Annotated in this window: 22 protein-coding genes; 11 read left to right on the top strand and 11 right to left on the bottom strand. The window is 60.6% G+C overall.

Annotated features, from left to right (window positions below; translation table 11 throughout):
* Positions 1-152: 152 nt before the first annotated feature.
* The 4 genes from HCU66_RS12100 (at position 153) to ilvD (ending at position 5,518) form a co-directional block, all read left to right on the top strand.
* Complete coding sequence (locus HCU66_RS12100; protein ID WP_205888709.1) at positions 153-1,232, top strand: SagB family peptide dehydrogenase; 1,080 nt, start codon at positions 153-155, stop codon at positions 1,230-1,232.
* The gene (locus HCU66_RS12095) at positions 1,229-2,206 is read left to right on the top strand and encodes a diiron oxygenase (protein WP_205888708.1); all 978 of its coding nucleotides are present in this window, start codon (positions 1,229-1,231) and stop codon (positions 2,204-2,206) included. The genes HCU66_RS12100 and HCU66_RS12095 overlap by 4 nt, the downstream gene beginning before the upstream one ends.
* A complete protein-coding gene (locus tag HCU66_RS12090; protein ID WP_205888707.1) occupies positions 2,199-3,419 on the top strand; it encodes an MFS transporter in 1,221 nt (406 codons plus the stop codon). The genes HCU66_RS12095 and HCU66_RS12090 overlap by 8 nt, the downstream gene beginning before the upstream one ends.
* A 257-nt stretch (positions 3,420-3,676) precedes the next feature.
* A complete protein-coding gene (ilvD, locus tag HCU66_RS12085; RefSeq protein WP_205888706.1) occupies positions 3,677-5,518 on the top strand; it encodes a dihydroxy-acid dehydratase in 1,842 nt (613 codons plus the stop codon).
* A 170-nt stretch (positions 5,519-5,688) separates the two neighbouring features.
* Here the strand turns inward: ilvD and HCU66_RS12080 are convergent, their stop codons facing one another.
* Positions 5,689-6,756 carry an HAD family hydrolase gene (locus HCU66_RS12080; RefSeq protein ID WP_205888705.1) on the bottom strand — a complete coding sequence of 356 codons (1,068 nt, stop codon included), beginning with the start codon at positions 6,754-6,756 and terminating at the stop codon, positions 5,689-5,691.
* A 238-nt stretch (positions 6,757-6,994) separates the two neighbouring features.
* Here HCU66_RS12080 and HCU66_RS12075 point away from each other — a divergent pair, with 238 nt between their 5' ends.
* Positions 6,995-8,386: an L-cystine transporter gene (locus HCU66_RS12075; RefSeq protein ID WP_205888704.1), complete on the top strand. Its 1,392-nt coding sequence runs from the start codon at positions 6,995-6,997 to the stop codon at positions 8,384-8,386.
* 39 nt (positions 8,387-8,425) lie between these two features.
* Here HCU66_RS12075 and HCU66_RS12070 read toward each other — a convergent pair whose 3' ends face one another.
* Positions 8,426-8,938 carry a dihydrofolate reductase gene (locus HCU66_RS12070; RefSeq protein ID WP_205888703.1) on the bottom strand — a complete coding sequence of 171 codons (513 nt, stop codon included), beginning with the start codon at positions 8,936-8,938 and terminating at the stop codon, positions 8,426-8,428.
* A gap of 85 nt (positions 8,939-9,023) precedes the next feature.
* Here HCU66_RS12070 and HCU66_RS12065 point away from each other — a divergent pair, with 85 nt between their 5' ends.
* Positions 9,024-10,403, top strand: coding sequence for a DUF2868 domain-containing protein (locus HCU66_RS12065; protein WP_205888702.1), 1,380 nt, complete (start codon positions 9,024-9,026; stop codon positions 10,401-10,403).
* Entirely contained in the window at positions 10,396-11,781 is a 1,386-nt protein-coding gene (locus HCU66_RS12060; protein WP_205888701.1) for a GTPase/DUF3482 domain-containing protein, read from the top strand. The genes HCU66_RS12065 and HCU66_RS12060 overlap by 8 nt, the downstream gene beginning before the upstream one ends.
* A gap of 28 nt (positions 11,782-11,809) precedes the next feature.
* Here HCU66_RS12060 and HCU66_RS12055 read toward each other — a convergent pair whose 3' ends face one another.
* Positions 11,810-14,065, bottom strand: coding sequence for a heavy metal translocating P-type ATPase (locus HCU66_RS12055; RefSeq protein WP_205888700.1), 2,256 nt, complete (start codon positions 14,063-14,065; stop codon positions 11,810-11,812).
* An 84-nt stretch (positions 14,066-14,149) separates the two neighbouring features.
* Here HCU66_RS12055 and cadR point away from each other — a divergent pair, with 84 nt between their 5' ends.
* Positions 14,150-14,599, top strand: coding sequence for a Cd(II)/Pb(II)-responsive transcriptional regulator (gene cadR / locus HCU66_RS12050; protein ID WP_205888699.1), 450 nt, complete (start codon positions 14,150-14,152; stop codon positions 14,597-14,599).
* Between the two features lie 127 nt (positions 14,600-14,726).
* Here the strand turns inward: cadR and HCU66_RS12045 are convergent, their stop codons facing one another.
* The 3 genes from HCU66_RS12045 to HCU66_RS12035 form a co-directional block, all read right to left on the bottom strand.
* Complete coding sequence (locus tag HCU66_RS12045) at positions 14,727-15,698, bottom strand: thymidylate synthase (RefSeq protein ID WP_205888698.1); 972 nt, start codon at positions 15,696-15,698, stop codon at positions 14,727-14,729.
* A 46-nt stretch (positions 15,699-15,744) separates the two neighbouring features.
* Positions 15,745-16,566: a prolipoprotein diacylglyceryl transferase gene (gene lgt / locus HCU66_RS12040; protein ID WP_205888697.1), complete on the bottom strand. Its 822-nt coding sequence runs from the start codon at positions 16,564-16,566 to the stop codon at positions 15,745-15,747.
* Positions 16,567-16,649: 83 nt separating this feature from the next.
* Positions 16,650-17,432 (bottom strand): sulfite exporter TauE/SafE family protein, encoded by a 783-nt coding sequence (locus HCU66_RS12035; protein WP_007897738.1) that lies wholly within the window; start codon positions 17,430-17,432, stop codon positions 16,650-16,652.
* 134 nt (positions 17,433-17,566) lie between these two features.
* On the opposite strand from HCU66_RS12035, the gene HCU66_RS12030 reads away from it, so the two are divergent.
* Positions 17,567-18,313: an NRDE family protein gene (locus HCU66_RS12030; protein ID WP_205888696.1), complete on the top strand. Its 747-nt coding sequence runs from the start codon at positions 17,567-17,569 to the stop codon at positions 18,311-18,313.
* 106 nt (positions 18,314-18,419) lie between these two features.
* On the opposite strand, the gene ptsP is transcribed toward HCU66_RS12030, so the two are convergent.
* Together ptsP and HCU66_RS12020 are read right to left on the bottom strand one after the other, a co-directional pair.
* Positions 18,420-20,699, bottom strand: a complete 2,280-nt coding sequence (gene ptsP, locus HCU66_RS12025) for a phosphoenolpyruvate--protein phosphotransferase (RefSeq protein WP_205888695.1) — start codon at positions 20,697-20,699, stop codon at positions 18,420-18,422.
* Positions 20,700-20,721: 22 nt separating this feature from the next.
* Complete coding sequence (locus HCU66_RS12020; protein WP_007897732.1) at positions 20,722-21,201, bottom strand: RNA pyrophosphohydrolase; 480 nt, start codon at positions 21,199-21,201, stop codon at positions 20,722-20,724.
* A 144-nt stretch (positions 21,202-21,345) separates the two neighbouring features.
* Here HCU66_RS12020 and HCU66_RS12015 point away from each other — a divergent pair, with 144 nt between their 5' ends.
* Positions 21,346-22,002, top strand: a complete 657-nt coding sequence (locus HCU66_RS12015; protein WP_205888694.1) for a histidinol-phosphatase — start codon at positions 21,346-21,348, stop codon at positions 22,000-22,002.
* 118 nt (positions 22,003-22,120) lie between these two features.
* On the opposite strand, the gene HCU66_RS12010 is transcribed toward HCU66_RS12015, so the two are convergent.
* Positions 22,121-22,549, bottom strand: coding sequence for a DUF2269 domain-containing protein (locus HCU66_RS12010; protein WP_205888693.1), 429 nt, complete (start codon positions 22,547-22,549; stop codon positions 22,121-22,123).
* Positions 22,550-22,588: 39 nt separating this feature from the next.
* Positions 22,589-24,103 (bottom strand): threonine ammonia-lyase, biosynthetic, encoded by a 1,515-nt coding sequence (gene ilvA, locus HCU66_RS12005; RefSeq protein ID WP_205888785.1) that lies wholly within the window; start codon positions 24,101-24,103, stop codon positions 22,589-22,591.
* A gap of 224 nt (positions 24,104-24,327) precedes the next feature.
* Between ilvA and rpiA the strand changes: the two genes are divergently transcribed.
* Positions 24,328-25,002, top strand: a complete 675-nt coding sequence (gene rpiA / locus HCU66_RS12000; protein WP_205888692.1) for a ribose-5-phosphate isomerase RpiA — start codon at positions 24,328-24,330, stop codon at positions 25,000-25,002.
* A 125-nt stretch (positions 25,003-25,127) separates the two neighbouring features.
* On the opposite strand, the gene HCU66_RS11995 is transcribed toward rpiA, so the two are convergent.
* Positions 25,128-26,045, bottom strand: a complete 918-nt coding sequence (locus HCU66_RS11995) for an SdiA-regulated domain-containing protein (protein ID WP_205888691.1) — start codon at positions 26,043-26,045, stop codon at positions 25,128-25,130.
* Between the last annotated feature and the right edge of the window lie 93 nt (positions 26,046-26,138).

Below are 26,138 nucleotides of genomic sequence, written 5' to 3'. Positions count from 1 at the left end.
GTCAACAACATGAAAGCAATTACTCTGGAAGCTAACAAAATCGCCAACCTGGCTTTTCTGGTTGCGCCGAAAGTCCGCTAAGTAAATGAAACGCTGGGGAGTGCCGGCTACCCAGCGTTTTCTATGGTCCCGTCCAGAGCGAACCGCCCATCATGCAGATAAATCCGTATTTATTCATACTTCCGCGCACGCCAGGCCAAATAGTCTGGGATTACAAAAACCACAAACAATTCGAACTTAATCTTGAATATTCAACCCGACTCACACAACTTATCAGCGACCCCAAACTGTATAACAGCAACCATAGAATAGACACTCAACTTCTAAACAGCGGAATATTGACAACTTCCACACAGGACACTATTGAATGGGGTTGGGATGAGTTGTCGAAAATATTCCATATCGGCACCAAAAACATTCCCTGCGAACATGCCCCTCAGGATATTCATGAATGGTCGAGACAGTATCTGGACCATTGCACCGAAGTACTGGCCGCACCCGCGCCGGCCAACAGGCTCATTGAGCGCCAGGCACGGGAGCTGATTGCCCTGTCGAAACCGTCCTGCCTGCCGGAAGGTACGCTTGCCAACGTCCTGATCGGCCGAAAAACCTGCCGCACCTTCACGGATGCGGCCGTCTCACTGGAAGATGTCGGCACACTGCTTTACCTGTCTCTGGGTTATTTGCACGAGCGCGAGAATGACGTCGACGACTCCCTTGTCGAAGGTCTCGATGCCCGGCGCAGCAGCCCATCCGGTGGCGGGCTGAATGCCTGCGAAGGCTTTCTTCATGTACACAACGTCAGCGGCCTGAAACCCGGACTCTACGCCTACCATCCCACCGACCACGCACTGAGCTTCGTCAACCCGGCACCTGACTCGCCGCTGGGGCAGTTGCTATGTGGGCAGCACTTCATCAACAACCTTCCCGTGGGCCTGTTCATCACCAGTCGATTCGACAAGCTTTGGTGGAAATATGAACACTCGCGAGCCTACCGAATGACCTTCGTGGAAGCGGGACATATTTCCCAGACATTCCAGCTGGTGGCCACTGCACTGGGGCTGAACACCTGGCTGACAGGGGCGCTGGCCGATGATCAGGTCGAGGTCTTGCTGGGGCTTGAAGACAGCGCAGAGCAACCGTTGTTTTTTGTCGGCTGCGGCTACAGCGACGGACAAGTGATGTGCAAGGAACTGAAGGATCTCCTGGGCAGTCGGGAGCAGCAACAATGACCGATCTCATCATTGCCCCTTCAGCCCCCCCTGTTTCCTGGGCTCATCGTTTCACCCTCGGCGACTGGAATACCCGCGCCTCGGTGCGCACCAGCGAACACGACTATCTATTACCGCCAGACCTGGAACAGCAGCTGAAAACACGCCACTGGTTTCCTCCGGGCTTCCTGGCTTACCTGACTCACCCGGCCATCGAAGCGGCAGGTCAAACTGTCATCCATCGGCTGTCGGCCAATCATCTGGTGTACTTCCTCGACTACACCACCTTGCTTGAGCACCGCATCGTCAACCGCTGCGTGGAAACCATCATCCACGGAGAACTGAAGGTCCACATTCCCTCACGAATGAAAACCGCCGCGCTTCAGCTTTATACCGACGAGGGGTATCACGCCCTGTTCTCCAATACCCTTGCCGAGCAGGTTGCCGGGGTCTACGGGATCAGCCTGCGCCCTGTCATGCCCCACCGCATCACGCGATTGAACACCCTGCTCAACCACGCGCCTGAAGAACACAAAGCGCTGGCCTGGTTTCTCGTCGGGTTCGTGTCAGAGACGATCATTGCCAAGGAACTGCTCGACGTCTGCCGTGACGACCTGGTTTCCAGCGTCCGGGCAATGCTCAGGGACCATCTCGCGGATGAGGCGCGCCACAGTCGCTATTTCTCTGAAGTGTTCCATTACCTGTGGCTGACGTTGAACAACCGTCAACGCACGTACGCCGCCAAACTGCTGCTGGACATCATCCGCATATTCTTCGAGGCAGACGAACGATGGATGCGCGAAAGCCTGCTCGGCGCGGGTGTCGGCGATACCGCCGTCACGGAGATTCTCAGCGGACTGACCCGCCCCCAGGCCACCCTTTTACGGGCGCGATCCGGTGCGGGCGCGACGCTACAGGCTATGACAAAGGCCGGCTTCTTTGCCCCGCCTTACAACCGGCAACTGTTCATAAAGGCAGGACTCATCGATGACTGAAGGACAATCCGCGGTGACCGTCAAACAGCGTCGGGGAGCCGTCAGCCTGTTGCTGGCAATGGTGCTGCTTGGCGTGTTCCCGCTGGATGTCCTGCTTCCCTCGTTTCCTGCGCTCGCCGAGCACTTTCGCGGCACGCCCGCCGATATTGCGCTCTCGATCAGTCTGTTTGCCGTCGGTATAGCGGCCTCTCAACTGCTGATCGGGCCGCTGTCGGATGTGATCGGGCGCAAAGGACTGTTGCTCGCCGGAATAACCGTTTCGATGCTGGGTGCAATGGGCTGCACACTGACCACGGACTATCTCTATTTCCTGCTGTTTCGTGTCATCCAGGCGCTCGGCTGCGGGTGCTTCGTGCTGTCACAGGCACTGGTTCAAGATCTGTTCGAGGGTGAGGAACGTAACCGGTTGCGAATCCTGATGGTGACTGCCACCGGCGTTTTCATCTCGGTCTCACCGTTGGCCGGCACGTTCCTGCAAGCCACGCTGGGCTGGCAGGGCAGCTTCTGGGTGTTTAACGCACTGGCTGGGGTCGTGCTGCTCAAGGCCTGTTTTTTTCTCGATAACACTCGCCCCGCGGCGACCGGAGCGCTATCGAATATCTTCCGGCCCTACCGCCGGGTCTTGTGCGACGTCGACTTTCTGTCCTACTGGCTGATTTCAGCCTTTGCTTTCGCCTGCCATTTTTCCTTCATCGTGATTTCGCCGCTGATTTTCATGGATCAACTCCAGCTATCGGCCTATGACTTCTCGCTGATCCTGCTGGTCTATGGCGGCGCCTACATTGTCGGCGGCACGGTTGCGACGCTGTTGGGTAAACGCATAAGCCCCGCTCATCAAGTCATCAGCGGATTGAGTCTGATCCTGCTGTCCGGCCTGATCATGCTTTACCTCTCAAGCCGCTTTACGCTGTCCCCGATCACCGTCCTGGTGCCGATGCTCATCTGCACCGCCGGCACCACCATCGCCCGACCGGCCGCCACGTCCAAAGCCATGAGCCTGTTCCCCGAAAATGCAGGCACCTCGGCGTCGGCCGGCAGCACCGTGATCTTCATCTGCGGCGGGTTGATCAGTGCGCTCGTCAGCTTGAGCCCGGCCAACCTGCAATCCACCCTTGGATACAGCTTCATCATTTTGAGCAGCGTGGCGTTGGTGCTCAGCGGTCGTATCCATAGCCGAGCCAAAAGCCCGAGAGCCCGCCCAAGCGTCGAATAATCCTGCCGGTCGTCATCCCGCACGCCTCGTCAGCGCTGGATCAACACTTTCCGGCATTCCCTCCTGACGCCAGCGGTGTAGAATCGCGAGATTCATCGCCAGTCATCCCCCGGCGGGTTTATGAGCTCAAGCTGAAGCGCGCGGCGATCCCGCAAAGTTATCGGCAACTTCCGGACACACGGCCATTTCTGAGTGTTCCAGACGTCAATAGAAGCTCACTTCCCTTTTGATACCTGATTAGCCGCCCGGAGTGCTCCATGCCTGATTACCGCTCGAAAACATCCACCCACGGCCGCAACATGGCCGGTGCTCGCGCACTGTGGCGCGCCACGGGGATGAAAGATGACGACTTCAAGAAGCCGATCATCGCCATTGCCAACTCCTTTACCCAGTTCGTACCGGGCCATGTGCACCTCAAGGATCTGGGGCAACTGGTCGCTCGCGAAATCGAACGGGCCGGCGGCGTCGCCAAAGAATTCAACACCATCGCCGTGGATGACGGCATCGCCATGGGCCACGACGGCATGCTCTATTCGCTGCCGAGCCGCGAGATCATCGCCGACTCCGTCGAGTACATGGTCAACGCCCACTGCGCCGACGCCATCGTCTGCATCTCCAACTGCGACAAGATCACCCCTGGCATGCTGATGGCCGCCCTGCGCCTGAACATCCCGGTGATCTTCGTGTCTGGCGGCCCGATGGAAGCCGGCAAGACCAAACTGGCCAGCCACGGTCTCGACCTGGTCGACGCCATGGTGATCGCCGCAGACTCCAGCGCCTCTGACGAGAAGGTCGCCGAGTACGAGCGAAGCGCCTGCCCGACGTGCGGCTCCTGCTCCGGCATGTTCACCGCCAACTCGATGAACTGCCTGACCGAAGCCCTCGGCCTCGCCTTGCCGGGCAACGGTTCGACCCTGGCCACCCACAGCGATCGCGAACAGCTGTTCCTGCAGGCCGGCCGCACCATCGTCGAGCTGTGCAAGCGTTACTACGGCGAGAACGATGAGTCGGTGTTGCCGCGAAACATCGCCAACTTCAAGGCGTTCGAAAACGCCATGACCCTGGACATCGCCATGGGCGGTTCCACCAACACCATCCTGCACTTGCTGGCCGCGGCCCAGGAAGCCGAGATCGATTTCGACCTGCGCGACATCGACCGCCTCTCCCGCCATGTACCGCAACTGTGCAAAGTCGCGCCGAACATCCAGAAGTACCACATGGAAGACGTGCACCGTGCCGGCGGGATCTTCAGCATTCTCGGTTCCCTGGCCCGTGGCGGCCTGTTGCACACCGACCTGCCGACCGTACACAGCCGCAGCATGGAAGAAGCCATCGCCAAGTGGGACATCACCCAGACCAACGATGAAGCGGTGCATCACTTCTTCAAGGCCGGTCCTGCGGGCATCCCGACGCAAACCGCGTTCAGCCAGTCGACCCGCTGGCCGACTCTGGACGACGACCGTGAAAACGGCTGCATCCGCAGCGTCGAACACGCTTATTCGAAAGAAGGCGGCCTGGCCGTTCTGTACGGCAACATCGCGCTGGACGGTTGCGTGGTGAAAACCGCCGGCGTCGACGAGTCGATCCACGTCTTCGAAGGCAACGCGAAGATCTTCGAAAGCCAGGACAGCGCCGTACGCGGCATTCTCGCCGACGAAGTGAAGGCCGGCGACATCGTGATCATTCGTTACGAAGGCCCGAAAGGCGGCCCGGGCATGCAGGAAATGCTCTACCCGACCTCTTACCTGAAATCCAAAGGCCTGGGCAAAGCCTGCGCCCTGCTCACCGACGGCCGTTTCTCCGGCGGCACTTCGGGCCTGTCCATCGGTCACGCTTCGCCAGAAGCCGCTGCCGGCGGCGCGATCGGTCTGGTGCAGGATGGCGACAAGGTACTGATCGACATTCCGAACCGCTCGATCAACCTGTTGATCAGCGACGAAGAACTGGCCGCGCGCCGGGTCGAGCAGGACAAGAAAGGCTGGAAACCGGTGGAAAAACGTCCACGTAAAGTGACCACCGCTCTGAAAGCCTATGCCCTGTTGGCCACCAGCGCCGATAAGGGTGCGGTGCGTAACAAGGCGATGCTCGACGGGCTGTAAACGTCAGTCGCAAAAAAATGCCCCGCTCAATGCGGGGCATTTTTGTTTGCGGTGATCGTTCCCACGCTCCCGCGTGGGAATGCCTCAAGGGACGCTCTGCGTCCAGTGACGCGGAGCGTCACGGGCTGCATTCCCACGCAGAGCGTGGGAACGATCAATCATCACAGCATTTATTGAATCTCTTCCGGCTTCACGATCACCCAATTCTTGTCCGCCGTCACCGGTAACCCTTCTTTGGCCTGGGCCGCGGCGTTCTTGGCCATCATGCCGTTAATCTGGGTCATGTACTTGTCTTTGCGGTTGACCCACAAGTGGATGCCGCCCTTGGACACATCGACGCCGTGGAACAGCATGTAACCGTCACTGCTCGGGGTATCGCCGCCCACCAGGACCGGTTTCTTCCACTGATCGATGTAGGTCAGGATGGCCGCCTGCTTGCCGGCCATCCAGGTGGCCGGGGTCCACAGGTACGGGGTCACTTCAAGGCCCAGGTTAGCCTTCTCGTCATACTTGCCGGCGGTGACTTGCTTGCGCGCGGTGGTCAATTCGCCGGTCTTGCGGTCCTTGAGCAGCAGGGACACGCCAATCACGTTCTGCGGTTTGACGTTGTAGCCGTACTTCGGATCGGAGGCGACCATGCGCACCAGCTCTTCGGAAGCGGCGGTCATCACATAGACCTCGATGCCGTTCTCCATCAGCTTGTTGTAGAGCTCTTTCTGACCGGTGAAGATTTTCGGCGGGTTGACGTCGATGGTCTTGACCACGTCGCCATCGTAATAAGTGCTCGGCACCGGTTTGCCAGACGCCATCAACTCATCGACGTTGCCCTTGAGTTCCTGAAGCGTGAAACCGGAAAACACTTGGGCGACCCATGGATAGCAAACCATGTCGTCGATTTCGCAGAGGCGATAGTAGTAGCTGAACAGGCTTTCCTTGTGGTCGGCAGTGTCCTTGAAAGGCATCAGTTTCAGGGAGGGGTCGAGGCTCTCGCGAGTGATCAGGCCCTTGTTCTCCATGAACGGCAGCAACGACTCTTCGAGGTCGTAGCGGTAACTGGTGTTGTCCATGTCAAACACCGCGAAGTTACCCTTGTTGGCATTGGCCGCGATCATCGCGTCCAGCGCCTTGGCCTGATCGGCTGGCCAGTGCTTCAGGTCAGTAGCGAACGCCTGGCCGGCAAGGCCAAGGCCCAAACTCAATCCAAGTACGGCAGCCAGCATTTTCGGTGCGAACTTCATCTGCGTTTCTCCCTGATTGAAAGAGATCGACGCTAACAAATCTGTGTGACAGTCCTCGCCTGCCCGCGACCGCTTACATCCTGATTCCGCCAGCGGCATTCTCCATAGCGTCACCGGCTTATTCCAAAAACGACAGCCAACTGCTGTTTTTGATATTAATTCATTACATATCAAGCTGTTAGGCTTACCGGTTCGCAGTCACACACGAAGGTGGCTGGCACAAGTCTATGGAGCTTCTATGAATCTGCCGCTGATCCTCAATCTGCTGGTGTTCCTCGCCTTGCTCATTGGCCTGGCGCAAACCCGTCACACCACCTGGAGCCTGGCCAAGAAGGTGCTGCTGGCGCTGGTATTGGGCGTGGTATTCGGTGCCGCCCTGCACACGATTTATGGTGCGGGCAATCCGGTGCTGAAAGCCTCGATCGGCTGGTTCGATCTGGTGGGCAACGGTTATGTGCAATTGCTGCAAATGATCGTGATCCCGCTGGTGTTCGCCTCGATCCTCAGCGCCGTTGCGCGCCTGCACAATGCTTCGTCGCTGGGCAAGATCAGCTTCCTGACCATCGGCACGCTACTGTTCACCACCGCCATCGCGGCGCTGATCGGCATCGGTCTGACCAATCTGTTTGGCCTCACCGCCGAAGGCCTGGTCGCCGGCACCCAGGAAATGGCTCGCCTGCAAACCATCCAGACCGACTACGCGGGCAAGGTTGCCGATCTGAATGTGCCGCAACTGCTGTTGTCGTTCATCCCGCAGAATCCGTTCGCCGACCTCGCTCGCGCCAAACCGACATCGATCATCAGCGTGGTGATCTTCGCGGCATTTCTTGGGGTCGCGGCGCTGCAACTGCTCAAGGATGATGTCGAGAAAGGTCAGAAAGTGATCAACGCCATCGACACCCTGCAAGCCTGGGTGATGCGTCTGGTACGTCTGGTAATGAAGCTGACCCCGTACGGCGTATTGGCGCTGATGACCAAAGTGGTCGCCGGCTCCAACCTGCAAGACATCATCAAGCTCGGCAGTTTCGTGGTGGTGTCCTATATCGGCCTGGGCTTGATGTTTGTGGTGCATGGCCTGCTGGTGTCGGCGGCCGGAATCAACCCGCTAAGGTTTTTCCGCAAGATCTGGCCAGTGCTGACGTTTGCCTTCACCAGCCGCTCCAGCGCCGCCACCATTCCGCTGAGCATCGAAGCGCAAACCAGCCGTTTGGGTATTCCACAGTCCATCGCCAGTTTCGCCGCCTCGTTCGGCGCGACCATTGGCCAGAACGGTTGTGCCGGTCTGTACCCGGCAATGTTGGCGGTGATGGTGGCGCCGACCGTGGGCATCAACCCGCTGGACCCGCTGTGGATCGCGACGCTGGTGGCGATTGTCACGCTGAGTTCGGCCGGTGTGGCCGGGGTCGGTGGTGGAGCGACCTTCGCCGCGTTGATCGTGCTGCCGGCCATGGGCTTGCCGGTGTCACTGGTGGCGTTGCTGATTTCCGTTGAACCGCTGATCGACATGGGTCGTACGGCGCTGAACGTCAGTGGCTCGATCACCGCTGGGGCGATCACCAGCCAGATCATGCAGCAGACGGATAAAGCGTTGCTGGATGCCGATGAGCATGGGGCGTTGGCTCAGGCTTAACCCGTACCGATCGTTCCCACGCTCCCGCGTGGGAACGATCTATGTGCGCTCCCACACCTCGAAGCTATACGCCGGCTTGTCACCCTCCGCCGGATTCGGAACATTCGACACCAGCTTCCACTGGTTCACGTCAAACTCCGGAAACCACGCATCCCCTTCCGGGCTCAGCGCTACGCGGGTCAGGTACAACCGATCGGCCTGCTCCAGACCTTGCGCATACAACTGCGCGCCACCAATCAGCATCACCTCATCGACGCCTTGTTCCCGCGCCCATTCTTCGGCGCGAACCACCGCGGCTTCCAGCGACGGATAAACTTCCGCGCCCTCCAGTTGCAGACCCGCCTGACGGCTAACCACGATGTTCAACCGGCCCGGCAGCGGACGACCGAGGGAATCCCAGGTCTTGCGACCCATGATGATCGGTTTGCCGAGGGTGGTGGCCTTGAAGTACTTGAAATCCCCCGGCAAGTGCCAGGGCATGCTGTTGTCGACGCCGATCACACGGTTTTCACCGAGGGCTGCGATCAGGCTGAGGGGGAGTGATTTAGTCATGCCGGCGAGGATACCAGAGCCTCCCTTACCCCGATAAGCGTCACAGCGGTTATGCTCACCGTTCAATTAAGCGACGGGATGCCGCGTGACTGAACTGACGCCCCTGCAAAACCTCTGGCTGAGCGAAACCATCCGCCTGCGCGAAGAACACGCCGGCCCCCTGGATGATCAGGAAGCCAACCGTATCGCCCGTAGCGCCGGCGGCGATCTGCCGACGCGTATTCAATGCCGCGCCCGGTGGCTGGCCGAGCGTGACGGACAGACACATGCCCTCAAACATTGGCTGCAAGGCGCGCGTCTGGCGCTGATCGTGTTGGCCGTGCTGGCGGTCATCAGCGGCGCCGGCCTGGCGTTTGCCGCGTTGGGCGACGGCCAGACCCCGGTCAATGTGTTCTGGGCGTTGGGCAGCCTGCTCGGGTTGAACCTGATTCTGCTGCTGAGCTGGGCCCTGGGCCTGGTGTTCGCCGGCGAACAGGGTGCCGCCCTCGGGCGCTTGTGGCTGTGGCTGAGTGAAAAACTCGCCCGCGATGCCAACGCCGCGCAACTGGCGCCGGCCCTGCTGCTGTTGCTGCAACGGCAGAAACTCAATCGTTGGGCGCTGGGCGTGCGGGTCAACGGGTTGTGGTTGCTGGCGATGCTCAGCGCCCTGGTGATGGTGCTGACGCTGATGGCGACCCGGCGCTACGGCTTCGTCTGGGAGACCACCATCCTCGGCGGTGACACCTTTGTCGTCATGACCCAAGCCCTCGGCGCCCTGCCGGCCTTGCTCGGTTTCAGCGTGCCCAGTGTGGAGATGATCCGCGCCAGCGGCGATGCCGCGCTGAACATCGAAAGCGCTCGCCAGGCCTGGGCGGGGTGGCTGGTGGGCGTGCTGCTGGTATACGGCGTTTTACCGCGCCTGTTGCTCGCATTGCTCTGCCTGTGGCGCTGGAAAACCGGGCAAGCGGCCCTGCACCTGGATTTGAACCTGCCCGGCTACGCCCAACTGCGCGAACGCCTGATGCCCACCAGCGAACGTCTGGGCATCAGCGATACCGCGCCCGCGCAACTTCATCGGGTTGAAAACGGCTCCAGCGATCTGCAAAGCGATGGCGCACTGTTGGTGGCCATCGAGCTGGACGATCAACGCCCCTGGCCACCGCAGCTGCCCAAAAGCGTCAACAACGCCGGCGTCCTCGACAGCCGTGAATCCCGGCACAAATTGCTTGAACAGCTGAGTCGCTTTCCCCCGGCCCGTCTGGCCATTGCCTGCGATCCCCGACGTTCGCCAGACCGTGGCAGCCTGGCGCTGATTGCCGAACTGGCTCGCAGCGCCAGCGCCACCCGCGTGTGGTTGCTGCAAGCGCCACCCGGCCAGGCACTGGATGCCGAACGCCTGGGCGACTGGCATGTGGCGCTACAACAACTGGACCTGCCATTCGCCGATTGCGCGCCATTGAACTGGCTGGAGACAGGCCATGACTGATGTCGGGAAACAGCCCTTGAAGCTCGCCGTGGTCGGCCACACCAACGTTGGCAAAACCTCATTGCTGCGAACGCTGACCCGGGATGCCGGCTTCGGTGAAGTGTCCCATCGCCCCAGCACCACACGCCACGTCGAAGGCGCGCGATTATCGGTAGACGGCGAGCCACTGCTCGATCTGTTCGACACGCCGGGCCTGGAAGACGCCATCGCCCTGCTCGACTACCTCGAACGCCTGGAACGGCCCGGCGAACGTCTCGACGGCCCGGCACGGCTGGCACGATTCCTTGAGGGCAGCGAAGCCCGGCAGCGTTTCGAACAGGAAGCCAAAGTGTTGCGCCAGCTGCTCGTCTCGGACGCCGGCCTCTATGTGATCGACGCCCGGGAGCCGGTGCTGGCCAAGTACCGCGACGAACTGGAAGTGCTGGCCAGTTGCGGCAAACCACTGCTGCCGGTGCTGAATTTCGTCAGCAGCGCCCAGCATCGCGAACCGGATTGGCGTGAAGCCCTGGCGCGATTGGGCTTGCATGCCTTGGTGCGGTTCGACAGCGTTGCACCGCCGGAAGATGGCGAACGTCGACTCTATGAAAGCCTCGCGCTGCTGCTGGAAAATTCCCGCGCACAGCTTGAGCGCCTGATCGCCGATCAGCAGGCCCAACGCCTGGCCCGCCAGCAGAGCGCAGCGCAACTGATTGCCGATTTATTGATCGATTGCGCCGCTTGCCGCCGTGGGGTGGTCAGCGAGGTGGAACAGGAACAGCACGCGATCAACGAACTGCGCAAAGCGGTGCGTCAGCGCGAACAACGCTGCGTCGACGCCTTGCTCAAACTCTACGCTTTCCGCCCACAGGACGCGTCGGCCAGTGACCTGCCGTTGCTCGATGGCCGCTGGGGCGATGACCTGTTCAACCCCGAAACCCTGAAACAGCTCGGTGTGCGGGTCGGCGGTGGCATCGCGGCTGGCGCAGCGGCTGGGGCCGGGGTCGACTTGCTGGTGGGTGGCCTGACCCTCGGCGCGGCGGCACTGGCCGGGGCGATTGCCGGCGGCGCCCTGCAAACCGCCCGCAGTTACGGCAACCGCCTGCTGGGCAAGATCAAAGGCCAGCGAGAACTGACCGTCGACGACAACGTGCTGCGGCTATTAGCCTTGCGTCAGCGACAACTGCTGCAAGCCCTGAACCAGCGCGGGCACGCGGCGATGGACAGCATTCAGGTCGCCACCCCGCAGGACAAATCCTGGCGCGAAGGCAAACTGCCGGAAGCACTGAACAAGGCGCGGGCGCATCCGCAATGGTCGTCGCTCAATCCCCATTCGAAGTTGAATCAGGCGCAGCGGCAGGAGCAGGTTGAGGTGTTGGCTGAAACGGTGATTGATCGTTAAACGCCTCAGCACACCCGTCCCTCATCGTCTATTTGCGCAACAGGCGCAAACCGTTGAACACCACCAACAGGCTCACGCCCATGTCGGCGAACACCGCCATCCACATGGTGGCGATCCCGGCGAAGGTTACCCCAAGAAAGATCGCTTTGATGACCAATGCCAGGGCAATGTTCTGTTTGAGGATGTTCGAGGTCTGTCGCGACAGGTTGATGAAGGCCGGGATCTTGCGCAGATCATCGTCCATCAGGGCGACATCGGCGGTTTCGATGGCGGTATCGGTGCCGGCGGCGGCCATGGCGAAACCGATCTCGGCCCGGGCCAGCGCCGGGGCATCGTTGATCCCGTCGCCGACCATCCCCACCCGATGGCCCTGGGCATACAACGTTTCGATGGCTTGCAGCTTTTCGGTCGGCAACAGATCGCCCTGGGCCTGATCGATGCCCACGTGGGCGGCGATGACCTGGGCGGTGTGAACGTTGTCGCCAGTCAGCATCAGGGTTTTGACGCCCAGCTCATGCAATTGCTGGATCGCTTCGCGACTGGAGGCTTTCACGATGTCTGCCACGGCGAATAGAGCCAAGGGTCCCGATTTGTCGAGTAGCAGCACCACCGATTTGCCCTGTTTCTCCAAGGCAAACAGCTGCTCCTCCAGCGCTGGAGAACACAGGCCCAAGTCTTCCACCAGCCGGTGGTTACCCAAGTGGTAGAGCTCACCGTTGATCTCGCCGCGTACACCACGACCCGCCAGGGCTTCGAAGTTATCCACCGCCAGCGGCGTCAACGGTTTATCCACAGCTGCGTTGGCGATGGCCAGCGACACCGGATGATCCGAGCGACCGGCCAGTGCGGCCGCAATGGCCGGGGCTGTTTCATCGGCGGTCGGGTCCAGGGACAAATAGTCGGTCTGCACCGGTTTGCCATGGGTGAGGGTGCCGGTCTTGTCGAGGGCCAGGTAATCGAGTTTGTGGCCGTGCTCCAGATAGACGCCGCCCTTGACCAAAATCCCTTTGCGCGCCGCTGCCGCGAGGCCGCTGACGATGGTCACCGGGGTGGAAATCACCAAGGCGCATGGGCAGGCGACCACCAGCAACACCAACGCCCGGTAGATCCAGTCGAACCACAGTGCGCCCATGAACAGCGGCGGGATCACCGCCACGGCCAGGGCCAGGATGAACACCGCCGGTGTGTAGATTTTCGAGAAGCTGTCGACGAAACGCTGGGTCGGCGCGCGCGCCCCTTGGGCTTGTTCGACGGCGTGGATGATCCGCGCCAGGGTCGAGTGATCGGCGGCGGCAGACACGACGTATTCCAGTGATCCAGACTGGTTGATGGTGCCGGCGAACACCTTGTCGCCGATGGATTTCTCCACCGGCAGGCTCTCACCGGTGATCGGCGCCTGATCGATGGTCGAGCTGCCGGACACCACTTCGCCGTCCAGACCAATCCGCTCGCCGGGACGCACTCGCACCCGCGCACCCAGTTCGATGTTTTTCACCGGTTGTGCGAGCCAACGGCCGTCGGCCTGCAGCACCGTGGCCTGCTCGGGCGTCATCTGCATCAGCCCGCCGATGGCGTTGCGCGCCCGGTCCAGGGACCTGGCTTCGATCAGCTCGGCCACGGTGAACAGGAACATCACCATCGCCGCTTCCGGCCATTGGCCGATCAGGACCGCACCGGTCACCGCGATGCTCATCAGTGCATTGATGTTCAGGTTGAGGTTTTTCAGGGCGATCCAGCCCTTTTTGTAGGTGCCGAGGCCACCGCTGAGGATTGAGATCAGCGCAATAACCGCCACCACCCCATTGGGCGCAGCGTTAGTGAAGTGGATAACTTCAGCCGCCAGCGCACCAACGCCGGACAGCGCCAACGGCCACCAAGGTTTTTTCTCTGGCACAGGCGTTGGCGCTTCGACGCCTTGTTCCAACGGCTCGGCGTGCATGCCGAGTGACTGGATCGCGTCGATGATCGGCGCGGTGCCCGGCAGGTCATGGGTTACGCCCAACACCCGGTTGATCAGGTTGAATTCCAGTTGCTGCACACCCGCAAGCTTGCCGAGTTTGTTCTGGATCAGCGTCTGCTCGGTCGGGCAGTCCATGGCCTCGATACGAAAATTGCTCAGCCGTGCGCTGGCGGTTGGTGTCTCGCTCAACTTGATCAGCGAAGGCGCCGCGGCTTTGGAGGAACAGCAGGAGTCTCCGTGGCTGCCATGCTGGTGTTTCTGCACAGGCTGCAGCTTGTGGCTGTGATCAGTATCGGGTTTGTGGATGTGAAGAGAATCGCTCATCGGTTGCGTCCATGAAGGTGCCTGTTGCCAAGTAAAGACCCTGTAGCCACTATAGGGTCAAGCACCCTTTTGGAGACGGACGCGATGAAAATAGGAGAACTGGCGAAACTCACCGACTGCGCCGTGGAGACCATCCGCTATTACGAGCGCGAAAACCTGCTGCCGGAACCGGCCCGCAGCAACGGCAACTACCGCGTCTACACCCAGGCTCACGCCGAGCGCCTGACCTTCATCCGCAATTGCCGCACCCTGGACATGACCCTGGAGGAAATCCGCAGCCTGCTGGCCTTGCGCGACAGCCCGCAGGATCAATGCGAAAACGTCAATGCTTTGATCGACGAACACATCCTCCACGTAAAGGCTCGAATCGACGGTTTGATGGCATTGCAGACGCAACTGCTTGACCTGCGCCAACGCTGCAGCGAAGGGCCGGATATCGATCAGTGCGGGATTTTGCAGCGATTGGAAGTGAGTGGCGGGGTTGTAGCGACGGAGGTCGAGCATTCCCATGTCGGGAGAAGTCACGGGCATTAGTAGCCCATGATCGTTCCCATGCTCTGCGTGGGAATGAATCCCGTGACGCTCTGCGTCACAGTGGACGCGGAGCGTCCGTGGCGGCATTCCCACGCGGAGCGTGGGAATGATCAGATTGCGCTAAATCTTAAACCGCCATCGGCGCCGTCATCGGCGCGTGGTGCTCATAGCCTTCGAGGGAGAAATCACTCGGTTCGATCTGCTCCAGCCACTCCGGCTGATAAACACCGGTCTTGGCAAACTCCGGCACCCGGTCGCTAATCACCAGTTTTGGCATCGGGAACGGCTCGCGCTTGAGCTGTTCGTTGAGCATGTCCAGGTGGTTTTCGTAGACGTGGGCGTCACCGATGAAATAGGTGAACCAGCGCGGCGTGTAACCGGTCAGGCGACCGATCAGGCTCAGCAGCGCGGCGCCTTCGGTGAGGTTGAACGGCGTGCCCAGGCCCAGGTCGTTGGAGCGGATATAGAGGGTCAAAGAGATCTCTTTGGTCTCGACGTTCGGGTGGAACTGGTAGAGCAAGTGGCACGGCGGCAGGGCCATTTCGTCGAGCTGGGCGACGTTCCAGCCGTGGAACAGGATGCGGCGGCTGCCCGGGTCCTTGATGATGGTGTCGACGCACTGGCGGATCTGATCGATCGCCTTGTACAGCACCACGTAGGCCTGACCAGCCTCGAAACCTTCGGCAATCTTCCGGTAACCCTGACTCAATGCCAAGTCGATAGCGGGTTCATTACTGGTATTGATCTGCTTGTATGCTGGCCATTTGCGCCATTGCACGCCGTAGATCTCGCCGAGGTCGTCTTCGCCCTGACGGAACGGGTTGGCCAGCCATTGGGCGTTTTCGTTGGCGTTCTGATCCCAGACCTTGCAACCCAGCGCACGGAACTCAGCGGCGTTGTTCACCCCACGCAGAAAACCGCACATCTCGCCGATGGCCGACTTGAAGGCCATCTTGCGGGTGGTGATCGCCGGGAAACCTTCCAGCAAATCGAAGCGCAGCATCGCGCCCGGAAAGCTGATGGTGTTTACGCCGGTGCGATTGGCCTGTTTGGTGCCGTTCTTTATGACGTGGTCGACCAAGTCGAGATATTGCTTCATGAGTCATGCATCCTTGAACACGAGGCTAGAGCCTCGCGATTCGAATTTATAGCGCGGCGTCTTTGGTAACCGGAGCCGCCGGGGCGCGATGATACGCTAGCCAGATCAATACTAGGCCACCGATGATCATCGGCAGGCAGAGTACCTGACCCATGGTCAGCCAGTTCCACGCCAAATATCCAAGTTGCGCATCCGGTACACGGACGAACTCAACGATGAAGCGGAAGATCCCGTAGCACAGGGCGAACATCCCAGATACCGCCATGGTCGGCCGTGGCTTACGCGAAAACAACCAGAGGATGACGAACAGCGCCACGCCTTCCAGCGCGAACTGATACAGCTGCGACGGGTGACGCGCCAACTGCGCCGGATCGCTGAACGGCGGGAAGACCATCGCCCACGGCACGTCGGTCGCCTTGCCCCACAATTCAGCGTTGATGAAGTTACCGATGCGCCCGGCACCCAGACCGATCGGCACCATCGGCGCGACGAAGTCCATCAGCTGGAAAAACGACTTGCCGTTCTTTCTGCCGAACCACAACGCCGCCAGCATCACACCGATAAACCCGCCGTGGAACGACATGCCACCCTTCCACACTTCGAAGATCAGCGTCGGGTTGGCCAAATAGGCGTGCAGATCGTAGAACAGCACATAACCCAAGCGGCCGCCGACGATGACACCCATCGACATCCAGAACACCATGTCGGAGAGTTTCTCCTTGGTCCAGGTCGGGTCGAAGCGGTTCAGCCGACGGGACGCCAGCAGCCACGCGCCGCCGATGCCAACCAGGTACATCAGGCCGTACCAGTGGATTTTCAGCGGACCGATGGCCAGGGCCACCGGGTCGATCTGCGGGTAAGGCAGCATTGCGACTCCTCGTTAGAGTTGAAACTTTCAAAATTCCCGGGCGACGCTGTCACGCCAGGATTAAGCCAGGATTGCGTTACGCGTCAGAGCAAGAAGCTCAAGCCGACGCAAAATAGCAAAGCGGCAAACAGTCTTTTCAGCAAGCGCGGCGACAGCCTGTGGGCCAGTCGCGCACCGAGGCGGGCAAAGACCATGCTGGTCAGGGCGATCCCCAGCAGCGCCGGCAAATACACAAAACCGAGACTATGGGCCGGCAACAGTGGATCGTGCCAGCCCAGAATCATGAAACTTAATGCACTGGCCAAGGCGATGGGCAGGCCACAGGCCGATGATGTGGCCACCGCTTGCTGCATCGGTACGCTGCGCCAGGTCAGGAACGGCACGGTCAACGAGCCGCCGCCAATCCCGAAAATCGCCGAAGCCCAGCCAATCACACTGCCGGCCACGGTCAGACCGACTTTACCGGGCACCGTTCGGCTGGCCTTGGGTTTGAAGTCCAAAGCGAGTTGAACAGCGATGATCAGCGCGAATACGCCAATGATCTTCTGCAAATTCGGCCCGGAGATCGCTTCGGCGGTCAGCGCGCCGAAACCGGCACCGATCAGAATGCCGAGGGTCATCCAGGCAAAAATCGGCCAACGCACGGCGCCGCGGCGATGATGCTCGCGAACCGCATTGACCGAGGTAAAAATGATCGTCGCCAGGGAGGTGCCGACCGCCAGGTGCGTCAGGATCGACGCATCAAAGCCCTGCAAGGTGAAACTGAATACCAGTACCGGGACGATAATGATCCCGCCGCCTACCCCGAACAGCCCGGCCAGCACGCCCGCACAGGCGCCCAGCGCCAGATAAAGCAGAAACTCCATGTCCGCATCCCTAGTCATCCCAAAACAGGAGCGGCATGGTAACGGATGCATGGCCTTGGGCTCCACTGCGGATGGCGATGGATCGATGAGCGATGTCTGCGTAGAGTGAACAAAAAACACACAAGGACCACCTGATGTGCCTGATTGTTTTTGCCTGGCGGCCGGGTCATGCCCAGCCATTGATCGTGGCGGCCAACCGCGACGAATTTTATGCCCGGCCCAGCCTGCCTCTGGCGCAATGGCCGCAAGCCCCGCACGTGTACGCCGGTCGCGACCTTGAGGCTGGCGGTACATGGCTCGGTGTCGGCGCCAACGGGCGCTTCGCCGCGCTGACCAACATCCGTGATCCCCTTCAGCCACCGGCCGCCAGGTCGCGAGGCGAACTGGTGGCGCAATTTCTCGGCGGGGACATGCCGATTGAGGGCTATTTAAACGACGTTATCGGGCGTTCGCCTGAATATGCCGGTTTTAATCTGTTGGTCGGCAATGCCAATGAGCTATGGCACTTCAATGCCCGGGAGGCTGAGGCGGTCATGCTCAAACCGGGCATTTATGGGTTATCGAACGCGGGGCTGGATACACCATGGCCAAAAGTGCTCAAGGCCAAGGCAGCGCTGAAGGAAGTGTTGGACGATCCACAGCCGCAGGCGCTACTGGCCCTGCTCAACGATCCGCAGACGGCGCCGCTTGCCGAGTTGCCGGACACCGGCGTGGGGCAGGCCACCGAGACGTTGTTATCAAGTGTGTTTATCAAGAGCCAGGCTTATGGGACGCGGGCGAGTACGGCGTTGATCGTTCAGGCGGATGGGGGGCGGCATATGGTCGAGCGGAGTTTTGGACCGTATGGAGGGCATTTGGGGGAGGTAGAGATCAGGATTTAGATATGTGGTGTGTTTGCGGACGCCTTCGCGGGCAAGCCTCGCTCCTACAGGACGGTGATGATTTCCTGTAGGAGCGAGGCTTGCCCGCGAAGAGGCCCTCAGCGTTTTAGAGGGTTTTGACCGAAGCCGGATTGATCATCCGCGCCAACCCAAGGTTTTTCAGCGCCAGTTGCAGCGAGCTGTGGATAACTTGCGGGTTGTCGATGGTCATCAGTTCCGCCAGCAACTCCCTGGCCTTGCTCAAGTTGATCTGACGCAGCATCCACTTCACTTTCGGCAAGTTGGTGGCGTTCATCGACAAGCTGTCGAAGCCCATCGCCATCAACAGCACCGCCGCCGCCGGGTCACCGGCCATTTCGCCGCAGATACTCACGGGCTTGCCTTCGGCATGGGCATCGCGCACCACGCTCTGCAAGGCTTGCAGCACCGCCGGGTGCAGGTAGTCGTAGAGATCGGCCACCCGCGGGTTGTTACGGTCCACGGCCAGCAGGTACTGGGTCAGGTCGTTGGAGCCGACCGACAGGAAGTCCACTTGCCGCGCCAGTTCCTTGGTCTGGTACACCGCCGCCGGAATCTCGATCATCACGCCAACCGGCGGCATCGGCACGTCGGTGCCTTCGTCGCGGACTTCGCCCCAGGCCCGATGGATCAGGTGCAAGGCTTCTTCCAGTTCATGGGTGCCGGAAATCATCGGCAGCAGTATGCGCAGGTTGTTCAGGCCTTCGCTGGCCTTGAGCATGGCACGGGTCTGCACCAGGAAGATTTCCGGGTGGTCGAGGGTCACACGAATGCCGCGCCAGCCGAGGAACGGGTTGTCTTCCTTGATCGGGAAATACGACAGCGCCTTGTCACCGCCGATGTCCAGGGTGCGCATGGTCACCGGTTGCGGGTGGAACGCGGCGAGTTGCTCGCGGTAAATCGCCAGTTGTTCCTTTTCGCTGGGGAAGCGCTGGTTGATCATGAACGGCACTTCGGTGCGGTACAGCCCCACACCTTCGGCACCGCGCTTTTGAGCCCGCGCCACGTCCGCCAGCAGGCCGGTGTTGACCCACAATGGCATGCGGTGACCATCGACCGTTACGCACGGCAGATCCCGCAATGCATCCAGCCCGAGGGCCAGTTGCTTCTCTTCCTCGACCACATCGGCGAACTGCTTGCGCAGCACGTCACTGGGGTTGGTGTAGACCTCACCGTGGTAGCCGTCGACGATCATCTGGATGCCGTCGACCTTGGAGTACGGCAGGTCGACCAGGCCCATCACCGTCGGAATACCCATGGCGCGCGCCAGGATCGCCACGTGGGAGTTGCCGGAGCCGAGTACCGAGACCAGGCCGGCCAGCTTGCCTTCCGGCACCTCGCCGAGCATCGCCGGCGTCAGTTCTTCGCTGACCAGAATGGTGTTGTCGGGGTAGACCAGCGTCTGCTGCCGCTCTTCCTGCAGATAAGCCAGCAAGCGCCGGCCGAGGTCTTTGACGTCCGAGGCACGCTCACGCAGGTAGGCATCGTCCATCAATTCGAAACGGTTGACGTGTTCGGTGACCACCTGACGCAACGCGCCCTGGGCCCACTGACCGGTCTTGATCACCGTGGTGATTTCGCTGCCGAGCGAGGCATCGTCGAGCATCATCAGGTAAACGTCGAACAGCGCCCGCTCTTCAGGCCGCAGCTGGGTCGCCAGCTTGGCGGACAAGGCACGCATGTCGGCGCGCACGCCTTCGATGGCCGTCTTGAACAGCCCAAGTTCTGCATCGATGTCGGTGATGGTTTTATCCGGCACCACATCCAGATCGGCCGGTGGCAGCATGACGACCGCGGTACCGACCGCCGCGCCCGGCGAACCCGGTACGCCGACGAACTTTGCTTCCTGGATACCTTTGCCCTGACGCCCCAGGCCACGGATCGAACCGGTGGCCTCGGCGTGGGCGATAACGCCGGCGAGCTGCGCGCTCATGGTCACGAGGAAGGCTTCTTCACCTTCATCGAACTGGCGGCGTTCCTTTTGCTGAATGACCAACACGCCGACAACGCGGCGGTGGTGAATGATCGGCGCCCCGAGGAATGAGGCGTAGCGTTCTTCACCGGTCTCGGCGAAGTAACGGTAGCGCGGGTGATCCGCGGCATTTTCGAGGTTCAGGGGTTCTTCACGCGTGCCGACCAGGCCGACCAGACCTTCGTTGGGTGCCATGCTGACTTTGCCAATCGAGCGCTTGTTCAAGCCCTCGGTGGCCATCAGCACGAAGCGGTTGGTCTCTGGATCAAGCAGGTAGACCGAGCAGACCTGGCTGCCCATGGCCTCTTTGACACGCAATACAATAATCCCCAACGCCGCCTTGAGATCCTTGGCGGAGTTAACTTCCTGGACGATCTTGCGCAGCGTATTGAGCATGGCTCGGGGTCGAACTCCGTCGTCAGTCGCGCGCTAAAAGGCGCGGGGCAAGCTCTTTGAGAGCGCGTCGATACACCTCGCGCTTGAATGTCACCACCTGGCCCAACGGATACCAATAGCTGACCCAGCGCCAGCCATCGAATTCCGGTTTACCGGTCAAATCCATCCGCACCCGCTGCTCGTTGGAGATCAGGCGCAGGAGAAACCATTTCTGTTTCTGGCCGATGCACAGCGGTTGGCTGTGGGTCCTGACCAGACGTTGCGGCAAACGATAACGCAACCAGCCCCGGGTGCAGGCGAGAATTTCAACATCTTCGCGCTCCAGGCCCACTTCTTCGTTCAACTCGCGGTACAAGGCGTCTTCCGGCGTCTCCTGGGGGTTGATCCCTCCCTGTGGAAACTGCCAGGCATCTTGATTGATTCGGCGAGCCCATAGCACCTGGCCAGCATCATTCGTCAGAATGATCCCGACATTGGGGCGGAAACCATCGGGGTCGATCACGGCAACAACCTCGCAAACGCATGTCGCCGCATTGTTCCACAAAGGTTGTGAAAGCAGCAACGAGCCGACCTACCTTATGTGCACTCTTGTGAAAAGTCCGTATTCTGAACACCTTTCTACAGACTTTTTCAGCGAGTAACTGCAATGCGGCTGGCTTTATTCGACTTGGACAACACGCTTCTGGGCGGCGACAGTGACCACGCCTGGGGCGATTATCTGTGCGAACGCGGTTTCCTCGACGCTGTTGCCTACAAGGCACGCAACGACGAGTTCTATCAGGATTATCTGGCCGGCAAGCTGGATAACGATGCGTACCTGAACTTCTGCCTGGAAGTCCTCGGCCGCACCGAAATGGCCACGCTGGATCAATGGCACCTGGATTACATGCGCGACTGCATCGAACCGATCGTGCTGCCCAAGGGCATTGAACTGTTGGCCAAACACCGTGATGCTGGCGACAAGCTGGTGATCATCACCGCCACCAACCGCTTTGTGACCGGGCCGATTGCTGCACGTTTAGGCGTCGAAACCCTGATCGCCACCGAATGCGAAATGATCGACGGCCGGTACAGCGGGCGCAGCACCGATGTCCCATGCTTCCGTGAGGGCAAGGTGACCCGGTTGAATCGTTGGTTGGCGGAGACCGGCCACAGCCTGGATGACAGCTATTTTTACAGCGACTCGATGAACGACCTGGCGCTGTTGGAGCAGGTGACGAATCCGATCGCGGTCGATCCGGATCCTAACTTGCGCGCCGAGGCCCAGAAGCGGGGTTGGCCGGTGATTAGTCTGCGCGATTGATTAAGCCTGTAGCAGCTGCCGAGGTACGGGGCTGCGTTGCGGTCCACAGGACTGCCCTTTGGGGCCGCTTCGCAGCCCATCGCAGCCTCGTACCTCGGCCGCTGCTACAGATTCCGCGCTATACCGGCTTGGCGCCCATCAACCCCGCAATGGCGATAAAGCAGACAAAGCTGAACAATGCCAAGGCAAACGTAAACTTCCCATTACCCCCCGCAGGCGCCTTGCGCAGCCGATTGAGCCGCACCAGCAGCCAGAACCACCCCAGCGCCGCCACGGTGTAGAGCACACTGGAAGCCAGCAGCCAGGTCTGCCCCAACGGCCAGCCCACCAGATGCACCATCCACCAGCCGGTGAACGGCATGCTCAGCAGGGCCAAACCCATCAACAGCCAGATGAACACCTGCGGCCGTTGCAAGGTACGCGCATGAGCCGTCGCATCACCATTACGGCGCGCGCGCCAGACCCAGATCGCCAACCCCAGCGCGCTGATCAACAGCAACACCGTCGCCACGCTGTGGGCGATTTTGAGGGCGGTTAACGTTTCCATTGTTCGATTTCCTTATGGCCTGCTCGTCAGCGTAGCCGCTCAGCCGAGAAACAGCTGATAAGCCGGGTTGTCGCTTTCGTCCCAGTACGGGTAGCCAATTTCTTCCAGCGCCGCCGGTACCAGATGACGCTCGTCGTGGGGCACTTGCAGGCCCGCGACCACACGGCCATCCGCCGCGCCGTGGTTGCGGTAGTGGAACATCGAAATGTTCCAGCGTCCGCCGAGCTTGTTGAGGAAGTTGAACAACGCACCCGGACGCTCCGGGAATTCGAAACGCAGCACCACTTCATCGACCACATGCGCCGCGCGCCCGCCGACCATGTGGCGGATGTGCAACTTGGCCAGTTCGTTGTCGGTCAGGTCGAGCACCGGGAAACCCTGTTCCGAGAGGCTGGCGAGCAGCGCACTGCGCGGGTCGTTTTCCGGATGCGTCTGCACCCCGACAAAGATGTGCGCTTCGCTGCCATTGTTGTAGCGGTAGTTGAATTCGGTGATCTGGCGTTTGCCGATGGCTTCGCAGAATGCCTTGAAGCTGCCCGGTTTCTCGGGGATGGTCACGGCGATGATGGCTTCGCGGCCCTCGCCCAATTCGGCACGCTCGGCGACGTGGCGCAGACGGTCGAAGTTGACGTTGGCGCCGGAATCGATGGCCACAAACGTATGGCCGGTGACACCGCGTTGCTCGACGTACTTCTTGATCCCGGCCACGCCCAAGGCGCCAGCAGGCTCGGTGATCGAGCGGGTATCGTCGTAGATATCCTTGATCGCCGCACAGATTTCATCGGTGCTGACGGTGATCACTTCATCAACGTAGTCTTTGCAGATATCGAAGGTGTGCTGACCGATCTGCGCCACCGCGACGCCATCGGCAAACAGGCCCACGGTCGGTAACACCACGCGCTCGCCGGCCGCCATGGCGGCTTGCAGGCAGTTGGAGTCATCCGGTTCGACGCCGATGATCTTGATGTCCGGGCGCAGGTATTTCACGTATGCCGCGATCCCGGCGATCAGCCCGCCACCGCCCACCGGTACGAAGATCGCATCCAGACGCCCCGGGTGCTGGCGCAGAATCTCCATGGCCACCGTGCCCTGCCCGGCAATGGTGTGGGGATCGTCGTAGGGGTGAATGTAGACGTAGCCTTTTTCGTCGACCAATTTCAGCGAGTAGGCCAGGGCTTCCGGAAACGAATCCCCGTGCAGCACCACTTTGCCGCCGCGCGAGCGCACGCCTTCGACCTTGATCTCCGGGGTGGTCTTGGGCATCACGATGGTCGCTTTCACGCCCAATACCTTGGCCGCCAGGGCCAGGCCTTGCGCGTGGTTGCCCGCCGAAGCGGTGACCACGCCGCGCGCGCGCTCTTCATCGCTCAGCTGCGTCAGCTTGTTGTAAGCGCCGCGAATCTTGAACGAGAACACCGGCTGCAAGTCTTCACGCTTGAGCCAGATGTCATTGCCCAGTCGCTCGGAGAGCTGACGGGCAGTCTGCAATGGGGTTTCTACGGCAACGTCATAAACGCGCGAGGTGAGGATCTTTTTGACGTACTGTTCGAGCATCGGAGCATCACTGAGCGGGTTGGGCAGGGCCAAGGAGTCTAACCCGGCTTTCGGGCGGGCGACCACACTAAACAGGTGGTTTTAAGTCCAGCAGAAAAGATCGCAGCCTTCGGCAGCTCTTACAGGTGCGATCTTTTGACCTGCCAATCGGGCAATGACCTTGCTCGCCCCCGGGCCTATAATGCCGGCCTTTCGTCCCCTCTCTTCGGCACCTCGGAGCCCGCATGACCCAGGATCAACTCAAACAGGCAGTGGCTCAGGCCGCGGTCGACTTCATCCTCCCGAAACTCGACGACAAGAGCATCGTCGGGGTCGGCACCGGCTCCACCGCCAACTGCTTCATCGACGCCCTGGCCAAGCACAAAGGCGCATTTGACGGCGCAGTGGCCAGCTCCGAAGCCACCGCTGCACGCCTCAAGGGCCACGGCATTGCGGTGTACGAGCTCAATACCGTCAGCAATCTGGAGTTCTACGTCGACGGCGCCGATGAAAGCGACGAGCACCTGCACCTGATCAAGGGCGGCGGCGCGGCCCTGACCCGCGAGAAGATCGTGGCAGCCGTGGCCAAGACCTTCATCTGCATCGCCGATGCCAGCAAACTGGTGCCAGTCCTTGGTGCGTTCCCGTTGCCAGTGGAAGTGATCCCGATGGCCCGCAGCCACGTGGCCCGCGAACTGGTGAAGCTCGGCGGCGACCCGGTTTACCGTGAAGGCGTGCTGACCGACAACGGCAACATCATCCTCGACGTGCACAACATGCAGATCACCAACCCGGTGGAGCTGGAAGCACAGATCAACGCCATCGTCGGTGTGGTCACCAACGGTTTGTTCGCGGCTCGCCCGGCCGACTTGCTGCTGCTGGGCACGAGCGAAGGCGTGAAGACCCTGCGCAGCCTGTAAGCCAAACGCAAACCCGTGTAGGAGCTGGCTTGCCAGCGAAAGCGGTATAACAGTCAACATAGATGTTGAATGTCATGGCCTCTTCGCTGGCAAGCCAGCTCCTACACAGGGGAACCCGTTGTGCTTCAGGGTTGCGGCGGTTTTTTGAAGACGTAGAACAGGTTCGGCTCGCTGACGAGGTACAGGGTGCCATCGTCGTCCATCGCAATGCCTTCCGCTTGCGGCACCGTCTTGTGCAACCCCTGACGGCCCTTGCTCAGTGACAGGGTGCTCAGCGGTCGCCCATCCACGTCCAGCTCAAGAATCAGTCGCGACTCATCGGACAGCGCCAGCAAATGGCCGCTGCGCTCGTCGTATTGCAGGCTCGACAGGTCTCGCACGAACATCCCGGCATCGCGCTTGGGGTTGTTCACCACGTGTACCGCGTAGGATTTCTCCGGGTTGTAATGGGGAAAGCCCTGCACTTCGTAGATCAGCATCGGATCGCGCTCCTTGGCGACGAACAAGCGCTTGCCCACCGAGTCATAGGCCAACCCTTCGAAACCCTTGTTGCCGCTCATGTGCACACCGAGGGTCATCTGTTCGGCGTCCGCGGCATCAAGGAATATCGTGTCCGTCTCCAGATGAATCTTGATCAGCCGTTGCTCGCGCTCGTCGGTGATCACATAAGTGTCGGCGCTGATGAACTCCACCGCCTCCGGGTCGCCGAACCCCACCAGCGCCACACGCCGCAGGACTTTGCCTTCCAGGGACAGCTCGATCAGCTCGGCGTTTTGATTGGTGACCGTGAACAGGCTTTTGCGCACGGGATCGAAGGTCAGCGCTGAAACATCGTCGTCCAGACCGTCGATGACTCGCGCTTCAATGGCGACCTGATACTGATCCAGACCAATGGATTGGGCATTCACCGGCTGCCATAGCGCCTGTACATTGAACCAGGTGCGCTCGAACAGGCGCAGGTACTGGCCGACGGCAACCAGCACGATCAGCGCAATGACCGACAGCATCAGCAGCAGGGGTTTGGGGCGAACAAGTCGGCGCATTCAGGCAAGCTCGGAAACAGGACGGGCGGATGAAATACCACGGCTGCATGAATTCAAGCTTAATGGCCCGTGGCCTTCTCTCACAATTACCGA

The sequence above is a fragment of the Pseudomonas frederiksbergensis genome, assembly GCF_017114915.1.
In the GTDB taxonomy this organism is placed as follows: domain Bacteria; phylum Pseudomonadota; class Gammaproteobacteria; order Pseudomonadales; family Pseudomonadaceae; genus Aquipseudomonas; species Aquipseudomonas frederiksbergensis_I.
This window is presented reverse-complemented; position numbering and strand designations above follow the sequence as displayed.